The sequence below is a fragment of the Corynebacterium lactis RW2-5 genome, from assembly GCF_001274895.1.
GTDB lineage: Bacteria > Actinomycetota > Actinomycetes > Mycobacteriales > Mycobacteriaceae > Corynebacterium > Corynebacterium lactis.
The window spans coordinates 1,253,694-1,271,425 of sequence record NZ_CP006841.1 but is presented as its reverse complement, the minus strand read 5'-3'; the positions used below and the strand labels follow the sequence as shown (position 1 = coordinate 1,271,425).

Genomic DNA, 17,732 nt, shown 5'->3' with positions numbered 1-17,732 from the left:
CCGTTCGATTTCATCGTGGCGGGGCATTTTTGGCCCCATAAACTCTTCTGATGACCTCGTGCGCGGCATTCAATATCGTGCCGACGCAACGGTTGACAATCTTGTTGGCGACGGCAATGTCCAAAAGCTGTGTCAAAGAGTGCTCAGGAACCTCCTTCGCCGCCTCGTTTAGTGCCGTCTGCCCATAGGCATCGATTCCCCTGGCAAACTGGGAAATTGCGTAGCAAGAGAGGGCGTTTGCTCTCACCTCGCCTGTATAGACGGCTGCGCTCGATAGCCAAATACTCGAGATTGCGTCTTGCAGTGGCGATGAAATGAGCATCATCGACATATCACGCAGTGTGACATTAGTAAGTGACGCGGCGATTACGTAGCCAGCTCTGTCATCCCGCAGCGCTGTGCGGACATCCAGTTCTCCGGATGCCACGCTGTTCGCAATATCCACTAAGTCCTGAAAATACTTTATTAATTGCGCATTGTGCGTTCCAATTCGGAAGGGTCTCGGCAAGATCGTGTTTGTTGCCTTTAGTTGGAAATCAGCAAACCGTCTTTCATCTTCCGCATTTTCATACTGCCCTCGTTCGAAGCAATGCCGATACTCTTCGTAGGTATCGAAAATCTTTCCTCCGCTCGCGTGTAAATTTTTGGCACTCGGAGTGAGCAGGCTGTCCCCCACTATGCCGACGATGTTTCCATCACCATCGGTAACCACTTCGCCCGGTGCGATATTGCTCACCCCGGCCAGATGCACTTCCTCAAGCCCGCCTTCGAGCAACCCGTCTACGATTGGCGAAGTCGTCCTGACATAACCCCACGATTCGTCGATGATGTACACATCGGCACGCGTGCAGCCCTCTTCAATCAGGAAGTCGGCTGCGGCAGAGATTGCCTCAGGGCTATCTTCCAGTTCCGCCAAATCTTTAATCATCATCGGCCCCACGTAGTCTGTAGGGAACGGCGCGCCTGCAGCTGCGAAGGCTTCAACGCAATCAACGTCGAAAAATGCTGTAATAATCGCATGCCCCTTGGGGTAGAACCCCACGATGCCAGGCAAGTTTGTCAGAAATACACTCGGTTCAATCTCAACGCTGGACATGCTGTCATCGCTTTTCATGTTTCCCCCAAATTGACGATTCGACCCACATATTGGTGATCTGTACGGTCGGCTACGCCGTAGATTCCTAACCCCATCTCAACACGGCGTAAACCCGTACAAGGCAATACTCTTACCGGCTTTCCACGCGTGCGGCGCCGTCCCGACGGTCCGATCAAGGCCCGCTGTGGATAAATCCATGATTGTGGAAAAGCGGAATATTCGATGCGCTAAACTGGTTTCTCAATTTGAGTATGGACGTACACGGCTCATCTGCCTTCTTGAGGCAATGCGTCAGGTACGCGACACACGTGGTTTGTATGAGAATGAGGAGGCCGTCGCTGTGAATAATCCATCCGACAATCCTCGGCGCTCAATGTACGAGGTCGTCTTCCCGGTTCCTGATGTCACAGGTACTGAAGACCGACTGACTTTGGTCATTGCCCTCGGCGGCTATGCAGATGCCGGCCATGCCGTAACGGACTCGGCGAAGTACCTGCTGGAAGCGTTAGAGAACCGGCCATTGGTCACTTTCTCGACTGATGAACTGGTCGATTATCGTTCCCGCAGGCCCGCCGTCACCTTGAACCACGATGAGATTGTCGACGTATCAGAGTTGTCCTTGTCAATCGATGTCGTGAGAGACAATGTCGGCAAGCCTTTCCTTCTGCTCTCGGGGCCGGAACCAGACATGCGGTGGGAGGCTTTCTCCCGGGCCGTTGCGGACCTAGCGGAGCAGTATGACATCGGTCGAGCGGTCTCGCTCTACTCGGCCCCGATGACGGTCCCGCACACCCGTCCGCTCGGTGTAATTGGCCACGGGGACGAAGTTTCCTCCGATTCCAATATCCACGGTTGGGGGCACCGTGTTACGGTGCCAGGATCTGCAAGCCTTAATATTGAGTTCGAGCTACAGAAGCGCGGCCGCAGCCCCATAGGGCTTACTGCGCAGGTTCCCCACTACGTCGCGCAGTCGGAGTATCCTTTGGCATCACTTCGGCTTTTGCAGGAAGTATCCCGGATTGCCGGTCTTGACCTGCCACTAAAGGCGCTTGAGAGGGAATCCGCGCGCGTAGCTGAACTGCTAACCAATCAGACAAACGAGTCCTCGGAAATCTCGCAGCTGGTCAATCTGCTCGAAGAGCAGTACGACGAGGAGACTAAACGCAGGGAGCTGCTGAAGTCTTCCCCGTTGCTCGGCCCTGACGGCACGATGCCCTCGGCCGATGAGATTGGTGCGGAGTTTGAGAAGTTTCTGGCCGCTCAACCTCCGCGCAAAGACGCTCAGGATCACCAGGATGACGGTTCCTCGGTAGAACCTACATCATCTAATGCTGATGATTTCCTGCAGCGGGAATCCGAAACTGAACCGCCAGTCGGCGAACCGGGAGCCGATGGAGAGGACTCGCGAATGGCAGAGCCGGAGCCGTACGAGACTGAGGGGCCCGAAGCCTCACCGAAAACTGATGGCGAACAGAATCCGAGGCGTAAACGCGGATGGAAGCCCTGGTTCCGTTTCTAGCCTGAGTTTCCGGCTAGTGTGGTGGGTGTGTCACTTTCTGCAATGCTCCCCGACCTAGCCGAAGTTCCAGAATCGCTCTTTGACGACGCGATTCTAGACTCCTTCACTGCCTGGACCCGAGACAAGGGCATAACGCTCTACCCAGCGCAGGAAGAAGCGGCCTTGGGGCTGGCCAGCGGCGACCACGTCATTCTGGCGACCCCGACTGGCTCTGGCAAGTCGATGGTGGCTATTGCAGCACACTTCTGTGCGCTCGCTCGCGGTCAGCGCAGCTTCTATACGGCCCCTATTAAGGCCCTGGTCAGCGAAAAGTTCTTCTCCCTTTGCGAAATCTTCGGCGCCGAGAACGTCGGCATGATGACCGGTGATGCAACCGTCAATGGCGGCGCTCCCATCATCTGCGCGACTGCCGAGATTGTCGCCAACATCGCGCTCCGAGATGGGGCTCAAGCCGACATCGACCAGGTCGTCATGGACGAGTTCCACTTCTATGCAGAGCCCGACCGAGGGTGGGCTTGGCAAGTTCCCCTTTTGGAACTGCCCAATTGTCAGTTCCTACTCATGTCTGCCACCCTCGGGGACACCTCCATGTTTGAAGAGGATCTAAAGGAGCGCACTGGCCGCGATGTCAACCTCGTCACCGGCACAACACGTCCGGTTCCGCTTGACTTCCACTATGTTTACACGCCGGTTCATGAGACCCTCCAGGAACTCTTGTCCTCCGGCAAAGCGCCCATCTATATTGTTTATTTTTCCCAGCGCCAGGCCGCAGAGCAGGCACAGGCTCTCACAGGCCTGAAACTGCTCTCTAAAGAGGAAAAGGAACAGATTCGCGCCGAAATCGGCGACTTTCGCTTTACGACGTCGTTTGGCCGCGTCCTTTCCAAGCTTGTACGTATGGGAATCGGTGTGCATCACGCCGGCATGCTCCCCAAGTATCGGCGCTTGGTGGAAAGACTCTCCCAGACTGGTCTTCTCAAGGTAATTTGTGGCACCGATACCCTAGGGGTTGGAATCAACGTACCTATTAGGACCGTCTTGATGACAGGCCTTGCGAAGTTCGATGGCCGCAAGAGTCGCATCCTGAAGTCCCGCGAATTTCATCAGATCGCGGGCCGGGCGGGCCGGGCAGGCTACGACACCGAAGGCACAGTCATTGTCGAAGCGCCCGAACACGAAATTGAGAACGTACGCCTGCGCAAACGAGCTGGTCAAGATGAGGCCAAGCTGAAAAAACTTCGCCTCAAATCAGTCCCCAAGGGTGAAGTGACCTGGTCAGAGAAAACCTTTGACAAGATAGTCGCTCAGCCACCGGAGGCTCTCACTAGCCGATTCGCGGTGACTAACGGAATGCTCCTAAACGTTATCGCCCGCGGTGGAAACACCTATGAACACATGCGGCACCTCCTGCGCACGAACCATGACACTCGGCACCAGCAAAACGAGGCCATTCTTTCGGCAATCGAACTCTATCGCGGTTTGGTCAACGCGGGAATTGTCGTCGAAAACTCACACGAGGGCAAATGCCGGCCAGCCCTTACCATGGAACTGCAGCGCGATTTCGCCCTGAACCAACCGCTTTCTCCGTTTGCACTGGCTGCTCTAGAGCTTCTCGACCCCGATAAACCTGACTATGCCCTCGATGTCATCAGTGTCTTTGAATCAATTCTCGAAGACCCGCGTCCGTTACTTGTCGCACAGCAGAAGAAAGCCCGCGGCGAAGAAATTGCTGCGCTGAAAGCCGAAGGTGTCGATTACACCGAACGAATGAACATCGTCGAGGACATCACCTGGCCGATGCCGCTTGCCGATGAGCTTGAGGTCGCTTTCGATACCTATTCGCAAGGCCACCCGTGGGTTCGCGAATTTTCGCTTTCACCGAAGTCAGTTGTCCGCGAGATGGTCGAGAAGGCAATGACCTTTTCCGATGTAGTTTCCGAATACGGCATTGCGCGTGCCGAGGGAGTATTCCTGCGCTATCTAACCGATGCTTGGCGCACTTTGCGTCATACTCTACCTCCGGAGTCAGCTACGGATGAGCTGCTGGATATCGTGGAATGGCTCGGAGAGCTAATCCAACAAGTGGATAACTCTCTAGTGGACGAGTGGGCTCAGCTCGCAGACCCGGATAAGCCTATCGACCAAAAGACATTGCAGGAAGCCGCGTTCGGCGGGGACGAAGCACGACCGCTGACAGGCAACGTGCGCGCATTCACCCGCATGGTACGAAATCTTTTGTTCCGCCATGTCCAACTTTTCGCGTTCGAAAAGGAAGATGAGCTTGCAGCTTTAGACAACTATCTCGAGGATGTGCCTGACTGGCCTTCGCTGATGGACGAATATTTCGACGAATATGATGACGTCAGCATTGACTCAGGCGCTCGCGGAGGTGACATGATTAGCATCGATCAATCAGCGGGCGAAGGAGTTTGGCGAGTTGTCCAGATAATCGACGACCCGGAGAAAGACCATGGTTGGCGGTTCGAGGCAGAAGTAAACCTCGCCGCCTCTGATGAGCACGGCGAGGTACGACTTAATTATTTGCGTGTCGTTGCAAGCTAGGCGACATCAAGACACGGCCTCTTTATATGCCTGGCGCACAAGCTCTGCGACCCTGGTGAATTCTCCGCCACGGACGGACGAAGCACGGTGCACTAGGCCGATGGTTCGACCGGGGCGGTTCGGCCCCTCAAACCGAGCAGTTGCGAGACCGGGGCGGTGCGACTCTACTTTTACAGCGGACTCCGGTACGAGAGACTCGCCCAGGCCACCCGCAACGCACTGCACAACGGTCGACAACGACGCTGCGCGCGTTTCCAACCCCGTTGACTCCCCTTGCCGAGCGTCCACGGCACGACACAAATCGAGGACTTGGTCGCGCAGGCAGTGACCATCGTCGAGAAGCAAAAGTTCCATGTCCTTGAGCGACTCGAGCTTGACGTCGTCATGACCGGCTAGGGGGTGCGCTTCGGGTACTACGATGTAGAACTCTTCGTGATACAGGGGAATCTCTTCAAAGGCCGAGACCTCCGACGGCAACGCCATAATTGCCGCATCTATAGTTCCGGATCGCAGTGCCTCGACGAGGCGTTCGGTTGGCTCTTCGATAATTCGTGGCTGTAAATCGGGAAGTTCGCTGCGAACCAGCCGAAGGAAGCTCGGCAGGACGTACGGGGCGACCGTCGGGATAACACCTATTGAAAGCGGACCAGATAGATCGTCGGTGCGGCCGGCTGCTCTGGCGACAATTTCGTCCACAATCTCTGACGCCTGACGAGCATACGGAATCAACCCCCGCCCTAGCGGGGTAACTAAAACTCGACGAGTAGAACGCTCTACTAGCTGGACTCCGAGTCCCTGTTCTAGGGTCGATAACGCCTGAGACAAGCTCGGCTGCGAAATACCTAATCGCGCGGCAGCTTGGCCGAAGTGGCCGGTATCGGCAATGGCGACAAAAGCACGCAATTGAGGAAGGGTGGGGCGATAATCTCTATTACGCATACCTATTAGCGTACACGAGCTTATTAACTTTTTCCTCTTGACGCTTTCCGGATACATAGGCATAATGGCCATGACCCCGAAAGAATTCAATCAGGAGGATTCACATGGCCATTTTGACTGTCGGCGACAAGTTCCCGGAGTTTTCCCTCACCGCGCTGAAGGGCGGCAACCTGCGCGACGCAAACGCCTCTTCCCCGGATGACTACTTCGAGCAGGTGACTAACGAGTCCTACGAGGGCAAGTGGAAGATTGTCTTCTTCTACCCGAAGGACTTCACCTTTGTCTGCCCGACCGAGATTGCTGCCTTCGGCAAGCTGAACGAGGAGTTCGAGGACCGCGACACCCAGGTTCTCGGCGGTTCGGGCGACAACGAGTTCTCCCACTTCAACTGGCGTGCCACCCACGAGGAACTGCTAGACATTCCGTTCCCCATGTTCTCTGACATCCGCCACGACCTAATGCGCGCTCTGGGCGTCGAGAACGCTGACGGTGTCGCTGATCGCGCGACCTTCATCATCGACCCGGACGGCATCATCCAGTTCGTCTCTGTCACCCCGGATGCAGTTGGCCGTAACGTCGACGAGGTTTTGCGCGTTCTCGACGCTCTGCAGTCCGAAGAGGTTTGCGCCTGCAACTGGCAGAAGAATGACCCGACCAAGAACATTGACAAGATGGACGTTCTGAAGCAGGAGCTGAAGTAAGTCTATGAGCATCGATAATCTTCGCTCTGGCCTGCCGGAGTACGCCAAGGATTTGAAGCTCAACCTCGGCACGCTAACTCGTTCCACCGAGCTTTCGGAACAGCAGCTCTGGGGCACGCTGCTGGCATCTGCCGCAGCAACCCGCAACGAGACTGTCTTCTCGGAAATCGCTGAAGAGGCCAAGGAGCACCTTTCGGATGAGGCTTTCGAGGCCGCGCTCGGTGCCGCTTCGATTATGGGTATGAACAATGTTGCATACCGCACCCGACACATGCTTGGTGATGACTACGCGCAGATCAAGTTCGGTCTCCGTATGAACATCATCTCGAAGCCGGGAGTGGAAAAGGAGGACTTCGAGCTGTGGTCCATGGCTGTCTCGTCCATCAACGGCTGTGAAGCCTGCGTAACTTCTCACGCAAAGGTTGTCCGCGATGCTGGGTTGACCAAGGAACAGGTCTGGGAAGCCGTAAAGGTCGCAGGTACCGTTTCCGGTGTCGCACAGGCTGTTTTCACTGAGGCTAGCCGCTAAGGCTTCTTCCCACTGGCGGTTGTTTACCTCAACCTAAGTTTCCGCCATGTATACTGCCGCCCCGAGCGCTGTCCACCATCGTGGAGATTCGCTCGGGGCGGTTTAGTAAATCGTCGCTTACTTCAAAACCGGAATTTAGCTGAGGAAGTCTAGGCACCACCTAGAACTGCGGTGGTGCTTGCTGTACCGGCGGAGCCTGGACAACGCGTCGCCCACCGAGAATCTGGCGGTAGATATGGACCTGCATAATCATGGCCAGCGGAATAGTATAAATCATGCCGACGTAAAAGAGAAGGGCGCCCGCTGCTGAGATGATCGAGACCACGATGGTCGCCAGAAGCATCATCCAGAACTGTGGCTTAATCAGTCGCCAGGATACAACTGGAGATTCCAGCGCAGTGGCCCTTCCGTCCATTACCGTCATCGGCATGACGCTCACAAGGGGCTGGACGAAGATTGCCAAAGCCAGCAGCACAACGTAGCCAAAGACGAGCACCGCAACACCGGCTGCACTTTCGTTGCCGACCATCGTCGCTCCGATGATCACGAGCACGAAGCCCGGGAGGACAGCCAGCGCTGACAAGATTGCGGACACCAAGTAGACTCCGACGAGGCTTCCCCACCGGTTAATCTTGAAGAACGAGCCGAAAGCTACGCTGCGTCCGTCGACCACCTCGAAACCGCCTCGGAGAAGCAGCACCTGCATAAAGAAGGACACAATCAGATTTCCAACAAGCAGGAAGCCAATCACTGAGAACAGCGTGCCGACCTCTTCTGCTGTCGGGACCGCATTAGAATTAAGGCCTTCTAGATTCTCGGGACCGAGGGACGTAACCGCTAGAACGCCTCCTCCCACTGTGACGATTACCATCGCCACAAACAACAGGAGGGTCATGCCAATCCATGAACCGAGGGACCTATTCAAGTAGGTGACTGCTACCGACAGGGCTTCTCCGATGTTAATTTTGGCGCTTCCCTGGGTTACAGGATTAACCGGAGGCTCCTCTCCACCGGGCATTGCAACGCCGGGTGCCGCGCTGCTATTGCTCCCCGCAGCAAAACCCGTTACATCCCAGGGCTGAAATTCTCCGTGTGAATTCGGATGGCTTCGATCTGCCCATCCGTCCTGTCCAGTGCCAGACATCCCAGATCGCCCCACAGAATATTGGTCTTCGCCGGAGCGGCCATATTGAAACGGGTCGTACCCAGGTTGGTTTCCGTTTCCGCCAGCAGCACCGTCATTAGCACTCGCGTCATGATTGGAGTTTTTAGATTGGGACTCACCGGATGACCAACCGTCGCGCTGGTAACGGCCATCGTCTGAGTTTTGTTCGAAATTACCAAAGTGGTCACGTGAATCGGTCATACGCCGAATTCTCCTGCCTGGATTGACGTTTGTGTCTTTCGAACAAAACTATACGGGAATACTAACGGACTAGGTTGACGGTTGCTTTTCCTTCGTAGGGCTGTAGCTGCCCATCAATCTTCAGCGAGGAACCCCGCATGAGGATTTCGTACGTTCCCGGGGCGAAGCCAGTGGTATCCCATGTCACCTTTGATGTCGTGTAGACGCCATCCTTAGCAAATTCGACAACAGTTCCCTGATCGTAGTCACTCGATACCACTTCGCCGGCGGAATTCTTCACGAGCATGTAGCCGTCTTCAAGGCGCAGGTCATTGTTCGGATTTGCGGAGACAAACGAGGCAATCGCCGCGCTACCAATTGTCACGGTGTCCGTCACCTCAATGACATCACCGAACTGCTTGCCAATCGGCGCGGAGTCGATTACTCGAGCCCCCGACGGCGATGGCGGAATCTTGCCGGTGAGGTCACCCGCCGCAGCCCCTGAATCCAGCTTGATGCCGTCCTTGATTGCGTGTGCGATTTCATCGTAAATGGAAATCATCGCGCACAGAGTGTACTTACCGAAAGCAGTGGCACCACCCTCGTAATCCTGCTGGGCGTACTCTTCCGGAGTTGTCACGTAGTGACCGTAGCTGTTGGTGTAGCCCTGGCAGATCACTGTGTCGAGCGGAACTCCCAACACTTCTGCAACGTGACGGCGCATACGGTATCCGGAGACCGTCGTCGGTTCCAGGCCATTCGTGACAAGTGTGAAGCCGCCGATTCGAGTGATGGAGAACATGTGCGTTTGCTGTAGTAGCCCATCGATGTAACCAACCGGGAGTAGCATTTCCTTCTCTCCCTGGATTTCACGTGCACTATCGGGGACTAGCACCTTGTTCATCTGCTGAACCCATGGGGTACCACCACGCTGGCCTTCATTGAATCCGAGAGCGGGCTCTCCGCCACCGTCTTCCTGACTTGATGCCGCAAACGCAGCACCCAAGATTGCCGGTCCCGTACGGTGCTCCTGCCCGTCGGGCGTGAACTGTCCGTCGATTTGAACATTCGAGAGATCAACCCACTTGTGGAGAGTCTCGACTCCACCTCCCGGCAAAGCGACAGCCTCCCCGTTTGTAGCATCCATCTGTCGCTTCCCGAGAATACGAGCAGACTCTGCCTCATCCTCGCCTGCAGGACCAGACTTGGGCACTAGGCCCATATTGGGGCTGATATCACCCGGCGCGGACATTGCGAAGGCTGCAACAAAAGGAGCTCCAGCAGGCTCGCGGTGATTGACACCATTATCAACTTCGGTCTTCCATGCTGCGTAGCCCTTGTTGTCGCCGTCGATGATGGTGTGTTCCGCACCAAATGTTGTCGGGTGAATTCCGTACCAATTGATGAATCCAACTTCGGTTCCACCGCGGGTGATGTGTAGCGTAGTGCTCTCCGGGTTTACTCCACCGGGGAACAATGCTTTTTCCTCTTCGGGATTAAGCTCGAAGGCTTCATGAGAACGGTTCACACCGCAATCTTGAGCAATTCCCTTAGTCAGATGAACATTGGACGGCACATAGTCCGCATGGGCACGCTCGATGGCCTTGACCACACCTGTTACCACAGCTTCGAAAGTCACCGGCCTGAAGCCGAGGGTAGTCAGGTCGACCATCAGGTGCCCCGAGGTTCCGCCCGGTGCGACGTGCGTGTGAGACGCACCAATCAGAACATTGGATTCGTTGTAGAGGTCTCCGAAGATTGCCTTGAGTCGCTTTAGAACTTCCAGATGAATTGATTGAAACATCAGGCCCATGTCGGCGGTGACGTGCACAACGCGATTATCGGCATCGTCGCCGAAAATGAAAGCACGCGCGAACTGCCTCAGTCGCAAGCCCGTCGTGTTCTGCTTGAGCACTGCGTACCCGTTCTCACCAGCGCCCAGTGGCTCGCCCGTCATATCCGCCATACCGCGACCGACATTAAGAGTTACGTTTGCGACACTACCGGCCGCGCTCCCCTGCGAGCTTCCCGACGGTTGCGCCCCTGCTTTCCATGTCCCCAGCCCTGCCGGCAGTGCCGTTGCCGAGGCAGCCACTGCCGCCGCGGTGAGAAACTGCCGGCGATTCGGGGTCAATGACACCCGTTGGAAACTCGATTCATGCATGCGCTCTATGCTCCGTTCAAATCGACTGTCATACTTACGTTGGAACCGTAGTCGAAGTGACGAGCATCACGTGGTCGTTTTTGATAAAAAAGTTTAAACCAATTACTAATTCGGTTTGACCATACCTCCGTTGGCCTCCGCTGGAACCCCTGCCGTAGCTCCGCGCTGCCGCGTATTCCCCCACGCACGGCCAGCTTGCCACTTCCGCACTCTCAGACCACTACGATTAATCGAGAGTCGGTGTCAGTACCGAGCAAAGTGTTCATCCGTAGTTTTCAGGGAAAGAGTACCGATGCCTCAGTCCGTAGGGTTCAGTCGCGAAAAGTACATTGAAATGCAATCGGCGCACATTAAGCGTCGTCGCGAGGAGATTGCAGGAAAAGGCGGCAAACTCTATCTCGAGATGGGCGGCAAGCTTTTCGACGATATGCACGCCTCCCGTGTTCTTCCCGGTTTTACGCCCGACAACAAGATTGCGATGCTCGACCGCCTCAAAGGCGATGTCGAGATTCTCGTGTGCATCAACGCAAAGGATTTGGAACGGCACAAGGTCCGCGCGGACCTCGACATAACGTACGAAGACGATGTCCTGCGCCTGATTGACGTTTTCCGCGAGCGCGGGTTCCTTGTCAACAACGTTGTGGTCACCCAGCTGTCGGACGACAACGCAATGGCGCAGACATTTATCGCGCGTCTGGAGCGACTGGGCCTCACAGTCAGTAGGCACCGCACCATTGATGGTTACCCGACCAACACCGCGAAGATCGTTAGCGAAGAGGGCTTCGGTGTCAACGAATGGGTCGAGACCACGCGGGACCTTATCGTCGTGACAGCGCCTGGCCCAGGTTCTGGCAAGTTAGCGACCTGCCTTTCGCAGATGTACCACGATCACAAGAGGGGTATCGCTGCGGGTTACGCGAAGTTCGAAACGTTCCCCATCTGGAACCTCGCCCTAGAGCACCCGGTAAATCTCGCCTATGAAGCAGCTACTGCCGATTTGGATGACATCAACCTCATCGACCCATTTCACCTAGCTGCGTACGACAAGAAGGCGACCAGTTATAACCGCGATGTAGAGGTCTTCCCTCTCCTGCGTACCCTCCTGGAAAAACTCTCCGGCTCGTCACCTTACAATTCCCCCACTGATATGGGCGTCAACATGGCCGGCCACTGCATCATCGACGACGAGGTCTGCCGTCGCGCATCTAGCAAAGAAATCGTCCGCCGGTACTACAAGGCGCTCGTCGAGGAACACCGCAACGGCGACGACGACATCATCTCCCAGCGCATCGCCATGGTGATGAGCAAGGCCAACGTCACCGCCGACGACCGCCGCGTAATCGCCGCAGCTCTAGAAGTTGAGGCCGAGACACAGGCGCCGGGTAGTGCCATTGAGCTTCACGACGGCACCATCATTACCGGCAAAACTTCGCCGCTGTTGGGCTGCTCCGCGGCTATGCTGCTCAACGCCCTCAAACAATTGGCGGGAATCGATCCCGAACGGCACCTACTATCCCCTGCTTCCATCGAACCGATTCAGACACTGAAGACACATCACCTGGGAAGCCGTAATCCTCGCCTGCACACCGACGAGGTCCTCATTGCGCTTTCGGTTTCCGCTGCTACGAACGAAGATGCGCGCAAGGCACTGGCCGAGCTAAAGAATCTGAAAGACTGCGACGTCCACACCACGACCATTCTGGGAACCGTCGATGAAACCATCTTCCGCAACCTGGGCGTCCTGGTTACCTCCGAGCCCAAATATCAGAAGAAGGCACTGTACCGGAAGCGCTAAACGCACTTTTCTCCAGCAGATTCGCGGTTTTAGCCCGTAGATGCCTGGGGGCTAGACTGAGATGCGTGAGCATCAGCAAGATTCTTCTGTATTACCAGTTCGCGCCCCTATCCGATCCGAAAGCGATCATGTTGTGGCAGCGCGACCTTTGTGAGTCGCTCGGGCTTAAGGGCCGAATACTGGTGTCCGAGCACGGTATCAACGGCACAGTTGGAGGCGACCTGGATGCGTGCAAGAAGTACATTAAGAAGACCAAGCAGTACCCACCCTTCCACTCGATGCAATTCAAATGGAGTGAGGGTGGCGCCGATGATTTCCCGAAGCTCTCAGTAAAGGTCCGCGATGAGATCGTAGCTTTTGGTGCTCCAGCAGAGTTGAAGGTCGACGATCACGGAGTCATGGGCGGTGGTGTCCATCTCAAACCAGAGGAGGTCAATGAGCTGGTCGCCAAGCGAGGTGACGAGGTCGTGTTCTTCGATGGACGCAACGCGATGGAAGCCGAAATTGGCAAGTTCAAAAACGCGGTTGTACCCGATGTACAGACGACTCATGATTTCATCGCCGAGCTCGAGTCCGGCAAGTACGACTGGATGAAGGACAAGCCTGTCATTTCGTACTGTACGGGCGGCATTCGTTGCGAGATTCTCTCCGCGTTAATGAAAAATCGCGGCTTCGAAGAGGTCTACCAGATTGACGGCGGTATCGTCCGATATGGTGAAAAATTCGGCAACAAGGGCCTGTGGGAGGGCTCGCTGTACGTCTTCGATAAGCGTATGCACATGGAGTTCGGCGGTGGTACAGCCGACGAGGACTATGTCCAGCTAGGCCACTGTGTGCACTGCGGTGCGCCTACCAATGTTTTCCGAAACTGCATCAACGAAGACAACTGCCGAAAGCAAGTGCTCATCTGCGACACCTGCTGGGAGAATACTGAAACCCAGCACTGCGGACGACAGGACTGTGCTGAGATCGCACTGAAGATGGCCACCGCCTAATCAAGGTTTAGAACCTCGCCTTCTTCGTTGGATTGCCCCAGAGCGTGCGCTAGTCACTAATCTGTAAGGTAGCCATGACTAATCGCAGCCCAATCCCAGACTCTTCCGCCCCTTCCCACCGCAACCGTTCGAAAGACGGTAAAGCTCGGGACAACACCCCGAGCAAGGGCGAGCTCTACCAACTCGCAGAGCTGCTTCCCATCCGCGAGGAGCAGTCGTTTCGTCGCCGTTTGCGCCGAGCATCCGCGCCGAAGGCGTTGTCCGCTATAGGCAAGGACCTCAAATTGTCGCTGGACCGTTTGGAGCGGCGTCGGCAAGCGATTCCGAAAATTGAGTATCCACAGCAGCTGCCTGTGTCAGCGCGACGTAATGACATCGCCGATGCAATTGAACGCAACCAGGTAGTTATTATTGCTGGTGAGACGGGCTCGGGTAAGACCACTCAGATTCCGAAAATCTGCCTCGAGTTGGGCCGCGGCGTGCGCGGGAAGATTGGTCACACCCAGCCGCGCAGGATTGCCGCTCGCTCTGTCGCGGAGCGTATTGCCGAGGAATTGGGCGAATCCATCGGTGACCACGTCGGCTATGCCGTGCGCTTCGACGACCGAGTCGGCCGCGATACCTGCATCAAGCTGATGACCGACGGCATCCTGCTCGCAGAAATTGGGCGCGACCGGCTTCTACGCGATTACGACACCATCATCATCGATGAGGCCCACGAACGCAGCCTCAACATCGATTTCCTCCTGGGCTACCTCAAACATATTTTGCCCAAGCGTCCAGACCTCAAGGTCATCATCACCTCCGCGACCATTAATCCAGAGAGTTTCGCTGCTCACTTCGCGCTTACCGACGGTACGCCGGCCCCCATCATCGAGGTTTCGGGCAGGACCTACCCGGTTGAAATTCGGTATAGGCCGCTGGTTCAGACCATCACTGCGAAGAACGGACAGACGAAAGAAGTCGCAATCGACCAAATCGACGGTGTGATTGAGGCCTGCGAGGAATTGATGCGCATTGGGGATGGCGATATCCTCGTTTTCTTTCCCGGTGAGCGCGACATCCGCGAGGCAGCGGAGGCAATCGAGGGCAAAAAGTGGCGCGGCGTCGAGGCTGTACCACTATTCGGTCGGCTCTCTAATGCGGAGCAGCACCGGATTTTCTCGCCACATCGTGGCCGCCGCATCGTGCTGGCTACTAACATAGCCGAGACCTCTCTAACAGTGCCTGGCATCGAATACGTCGTGGACACTGGAACCGCGCGTATTTCCAGGTACTCCGCGCGAACCAAGGTTCAGCGCCTACCGATTGAGAACATAAGCCAAGCATCGGCAAACCAGAGATCAGGCCGCTGTGGCCGAGTCGCAGACGGTGTGGCAATTCGGCTCTACAGCGAGGAAGACTTCGAGTCTCGACCGGAGTTTACTGATCCGGAGATTTTGCGAACTAACCTTGCTTCGGTCGTGCTACAGATGATTTCTCTGCGCCTCGGCGCAATCGAGAACTTCCCCTTCGTTCAGCCCCCGGAGCATAAGGCGATTCGGGACGGCATAAACCTGCTGACCGAACTACAGGCGATCGAACAAAAGAAGGACGCGCCCGAGTTAACGGAAATTGGCCGTCAGCTGGCCCGAATCCCCGTCGATCCGAGATTCGCTCGAATGCTGGTTGAGGCCAATAACAACTCGGCGCTCGGCGCAGTCACCGTCATCGTGGCCGCGTTGTCACTACAAGACGTACGTGAGCGCCCCCTCGAATTCCAGGCTCAGGCCGATCAGCTGCATGCACGTTTTAAGGACCCAACAAGCGACTTCGCGTCGCTGCTGAAGCTCTGGAAGTACCTCGAAGATAGTCGCCGTCGGCTGAGCGGGAACCAGTTTAGGAAGCTATGCCGTCGCGAATACCTGCACTACATGCGTATTCGCGAATGGCAAGATCTAGTCCGGCAGCTTCACCAATCCACTGCCGAGTTAGGTTGGTCGCTTTCGGGTCGATCCACTGACTCCTCGGACTATTCAGGCTTTTCGGATGAAGTTTCAAAATCATTGCTGCCCGGATTGCTGTCTTTCACTGGTACACGCGAGGGCGAGGGCAAGGAATTTACGGGCACTAGAAACACCAAATTCCTAATTCATCCCTCTTCCCCATTGGCAAAGAAGCCCCCTCGGTGGGTAATGGCAGCGGAGATTGTCGAAACTTCGCGGACCTTCGCTCGAAACATTGGTCGCATCGAACCAGGGTGGGTGGAAAACGCAGCGTCGCACCTGCTGAAACACCAGTATTCAGAACCGCACTGGTCGAGCAAGCGTGGTGCCGCTATGGCCTATCAAAAGTCGACGCTCTATGGTGTGACCGTAGTGTCAGATCGGTTAGTGCCCTATCACCGCATCGACGCCGATGCCGCGCGTGCCATCTTTATTCGTTCGGCGCTCGTCGAGGGGCAATGGACAACCCACCACAAGTTCTTCCACGATAATCAACAGAAGTTGACTGAAGCCGCACAGATTGAGGAGAAGCAGCGCTCTCGCGGTATCGTCGTCGACGACGATGTCCTCTACGCCTTCTACGACTCAAAGATTCCTGCCTCGGTTACCACCGCCGCCCATTTCGACAGGTGGTGGAAAACGTCCAAAAAAAAGAATCCTGAACTACTCGACTTCAACCCGGCACGACTTCTCAACCCCGACGCGGGCGATATCGACGCCAATGCGTTCCCAGAGATGTGGCAGCAAGGCTCACTCGATTTCAACTTGACTTACAAGTTCGAGCCTGGCGCCGACGACGACGGTGTTACTCTGCGCGTTCCTGTCCCGTTGCTCGCAGGATTAAAGGAGGAAGGTTTCGATTGGCTTATTCCCGGACTGCGCACCGAACTTGCAGAAGCACTTATACGGACTCTGCCGAAAACCCTGCGCAAGTCTGTAGTCCCAGCACCCGATTTTGCGCGGCTGGCGCTGGCACGGATGACCCCATACTCGGGGCGATTTGCAGATGTCTTCGCAGATAGCCTGCGTACCCTGGGTGGCTCAGGAATCAATGGCGATGACTTCGAGCCTTCGAAGCTACCTCCTCATCTTCGTTTCAACTTTGCCGTAGTTAATCGTCACGGTGATGTCATCGACCAGTCGCGCGAGCTAGCAGTGTTGCAGCAAAAGCATGCTAAAGCTGTTACGACTGCAGTATCAAAACGTGGGCAGGCGGCAGCACACGAGGTCGTCAAGAAGTGGACTAACGAAAATCTAGGCACGGTGTCGGAGACGGTTCGTAGCACTGTCGATGGCCAAACCGTCACAATGTATCCGACTTTGATTGCGACTGCCGATGGCGTTTCGGTTGAGGTAGTCCCAACCAAGGCTCAAGCCGAGTCGACGCTAGTGACTACGAACCTCACCATGCTGCTGCGAGAATGCGCCGTAAACGTTTCCCAAATGGTTAAGGGTTTGCCTCTCCAGCAACGCGTCGGTATCGATGCGTGGCCGCATGGTGGCGCAGCTGGGCTAGTCGAAGATTGCCGAATCACAGTCGTTCGCGACCTGATGATGGAGCATGGAGGCCCTGTCCGAGACCCGGACGAATTCCGTGTTTTGACCGACGCAGTGCAAGGCAGCGTCGCTTCGGGGGTGCGGCAATTGGTTGTCGGTATCGCTAAGGCAATGCCAGCTTTCGTCACAGTTGAGCAGCAACTAGAGCGCTGGGACGGCGATGCAATCGATGACATGAGGCGCCAATTAGACTTCATGTTGCCCAAGGGCGCGGTAGCTAAACATGGGTGGACGCATTTACGCCACCTCCCGCGGTATCTCGAAGCAATGCAAATCAGGCTTGAGGAGATGAACGTTTCGCCGGATCGCGATGCTGATCGCGAAGACGAAGTCACGGAGGCGCGAGTATATCTCGAAGAAAAGTTGAAAAAATTACCAAAGGCAAAGATGAACTCAACCGAAGTCCGAGAGATACAGTGGCTCATTCAAGAACTACGCGTAAGCCTATTCGCGCAGCGTCTCGGAACTGCACAGACTGTCTCCCTAACCCGAATTAAGAAGAAGATAGACAAGTTGCGATAAAAAGTGGCGCAATGCAGTGCTGC

The 17,732-nt window shown here is 55.8% G+C and carries 12 protein-coding genes; 7 read left to right on the top strand and 5 right to left on the bottom strand.

Annotated features, from left to right (window positions below):
- Positions 1-10 precede the first annotated feature (10 nt).
- Positions 11-1,114: a DUF4192 family protein gene (locus CLAC_RS05545; RefSeq protein ID WP_053412050.1), complete on the bottom strand. Its 1,104-nt coding sequence runs from the start codon at positions 1,112-1,114 to the stop codon at positions 11-13.
- A gap of 322 nt (positions 1,115-1,436) precedes the next feature.
- Between CLAC_RS05545 and CLAC_RS05540 the strand changes: the two genes are divergently transcribed.
- A complete protein-coding gene (locus tag CLAC_RS05540) occupies positions 1,437-2,615 on the top strand; it encodes a PAC2 family protein (protein ID WP_053413299.1) in 1,179 nt (392 codons plus the stop codon).
- 42 nt (positions 2,616-2,657) lie between these two features.
- On the top strand, positions 2,658-5,177 hold the full coding sequence (locus CLAC_RS05535; protein ID WP_053412049.1) for a DEAD/DEAH box helicase: 2,520 nt from the start codon (positions 2,658-2,660) through the stop codon (positions 5,175-5,177).
- Between the two features lie 6 nt (positions 5,178-5,183).
- Here the strand turns inward: CLAC_RS05535 and CLAC_RS05530 are convergent, their stop codons facing one another.
- Positions 5,184-6,116, bottom strand: a complete 933-nt coding sequence (locus CLAC_RS05530) for a hydrogen peroxide-inducible genes activator (protein WP_053412048.1) — start codon at positions 6,114-6,116, stop codon at positions 5,184-5,186.
- 104 nt (positions 6,117-6,220) lie between these two features.
- Here CLAC_RS05530 and CLAC_RS05525 point away from each other — a divergent pair, with 104 nt between their 5' ends.
- Together CLAC_RS05525 and ahpD are read left to right on the top strand one after the other, a co-directional pair.
- The gene (locus CLAC_RS05525; RefSeq protein WP_053412047.1) at positions 6,221-6,817 is read left to right on the top strand and encodes a peroxiredoxin; all 597 of its coding nucleotides are present in this window, start codon (positions 6,221-6,223) and stop codon (positions 6,815-6,817) included.
- Positions 6,818-6,821: 4 nt separating this feature from the next.
- Positions 6,822-7,346, top strand: coding sequence for an alkylhydroperoxidase, AhpD family (gene ahpD, locus CLAC_RS05520; protein ID WP_053412046.1), 525 nt, complete (start codon positions 6,822-6,824; stop codon positions 7,344-7,346).
- 160 nt (positions 7,347-7,506) lie between these two features.
- On the opposite strand, the gene CLAC_RS05515 is transcribed toward ahpD, so the two are convergent.
- The 3 genes from CLAC_RS05515 to CLAC_RS05505 form a co-directional block, all read right to left on the bottom strand.
- On the bottom strand, positions 7,507-8,364 hold the full coding sequence (locus CLAC_RS05515; RefSeq protein ID WP_053412045.1) for a hypothetical protein: 858 nt from the start codon (positions 8,362-8,364) through the stop codon (positions 7,507-7,509).
- 47 nt (positions 8,365-8,411) lie between these two features.
- Positions 8,412-8,663, bottom strand: a complete 252-nt coding sequence (locus tag CLAC_RS05510; protein WP_156324781.1) for a hypothetical protein — start codon at positions 8,661-8,663, stop codon at positions 8,412-8,414.
- A gap of 110 nt (positions 8,664-8,773) precedes the next feature.
- Positions 8,774-10,855: a neutral/alkaline non-lysosomal ceramidase N-terminal domain-containing protein gene (locus tag CLAC_RS05505; RefSeq protein WP_053412043.1), complete on the bottom strand. Its 2,082-nt coding sequence runs from the start codon at positions 10,853-10,855 to the stop codon at positions 8,774-8,776.
- A gap of 292 nt (positions 10,856-11,147) precedes the next feature.
- Here CLAC_RS05505 and CLAC_RS05500 point away from each other — a divergent pair, with 292 nt between their 5' ends.
- The 3 genes from CLAC_RS05500 to hrpA all read left to right on the top strand — a co-directional run bounded on the left by CLAC_RS05500 (position 11,148) and on the right by hrpA (position 17,709).
- Positions 11,148-12,650: a DUF1846 domain-containing protein gene (locus CLAC_RS05500; RefSeq protein WP_053412042.1), complete on the top strand. Its 1,503-nt coding sequence runs from the start codon at positions 11,148-11,150 to the stop codon at positions 12,648-12,650.
- A 65-nt stretch (positions 12,651-12,715) separates the two neighbouring features.
- Positions 12,716-13,645 carry an oxygen-dependent tRNA uridine(34) hydroxylase TrhO gene (gene trhO, locus CLAC_RS05495; RefSeq protein ID WP_053412041.1) on the top strand — a complete coding sequence of 310 codons (930 nt, stop codon included), beginning with the start codon at positions 12,716-12,718 and terminating at the stop codon, positions 13,643-13,645.
- A 74-nt stretch (positions 13,646-13,719) separates the two neighbouring features.
- Positions 13,720-17,709 carry an ATP-dependent RNA helicase HrpA gene (gene hrpA / locus CLAC_RS05490; protein ID WP_082313144.1) on the top strand — a complete coding sequence of 1,330 codons (3,990 nt, stop codon included), beginning with the start codon at positions 13,720-13,722 and terminating at the stop codon, positions 17,707-17,709.
- Positions 17,710-17,732: the final 23 nt, after the last annotated feature.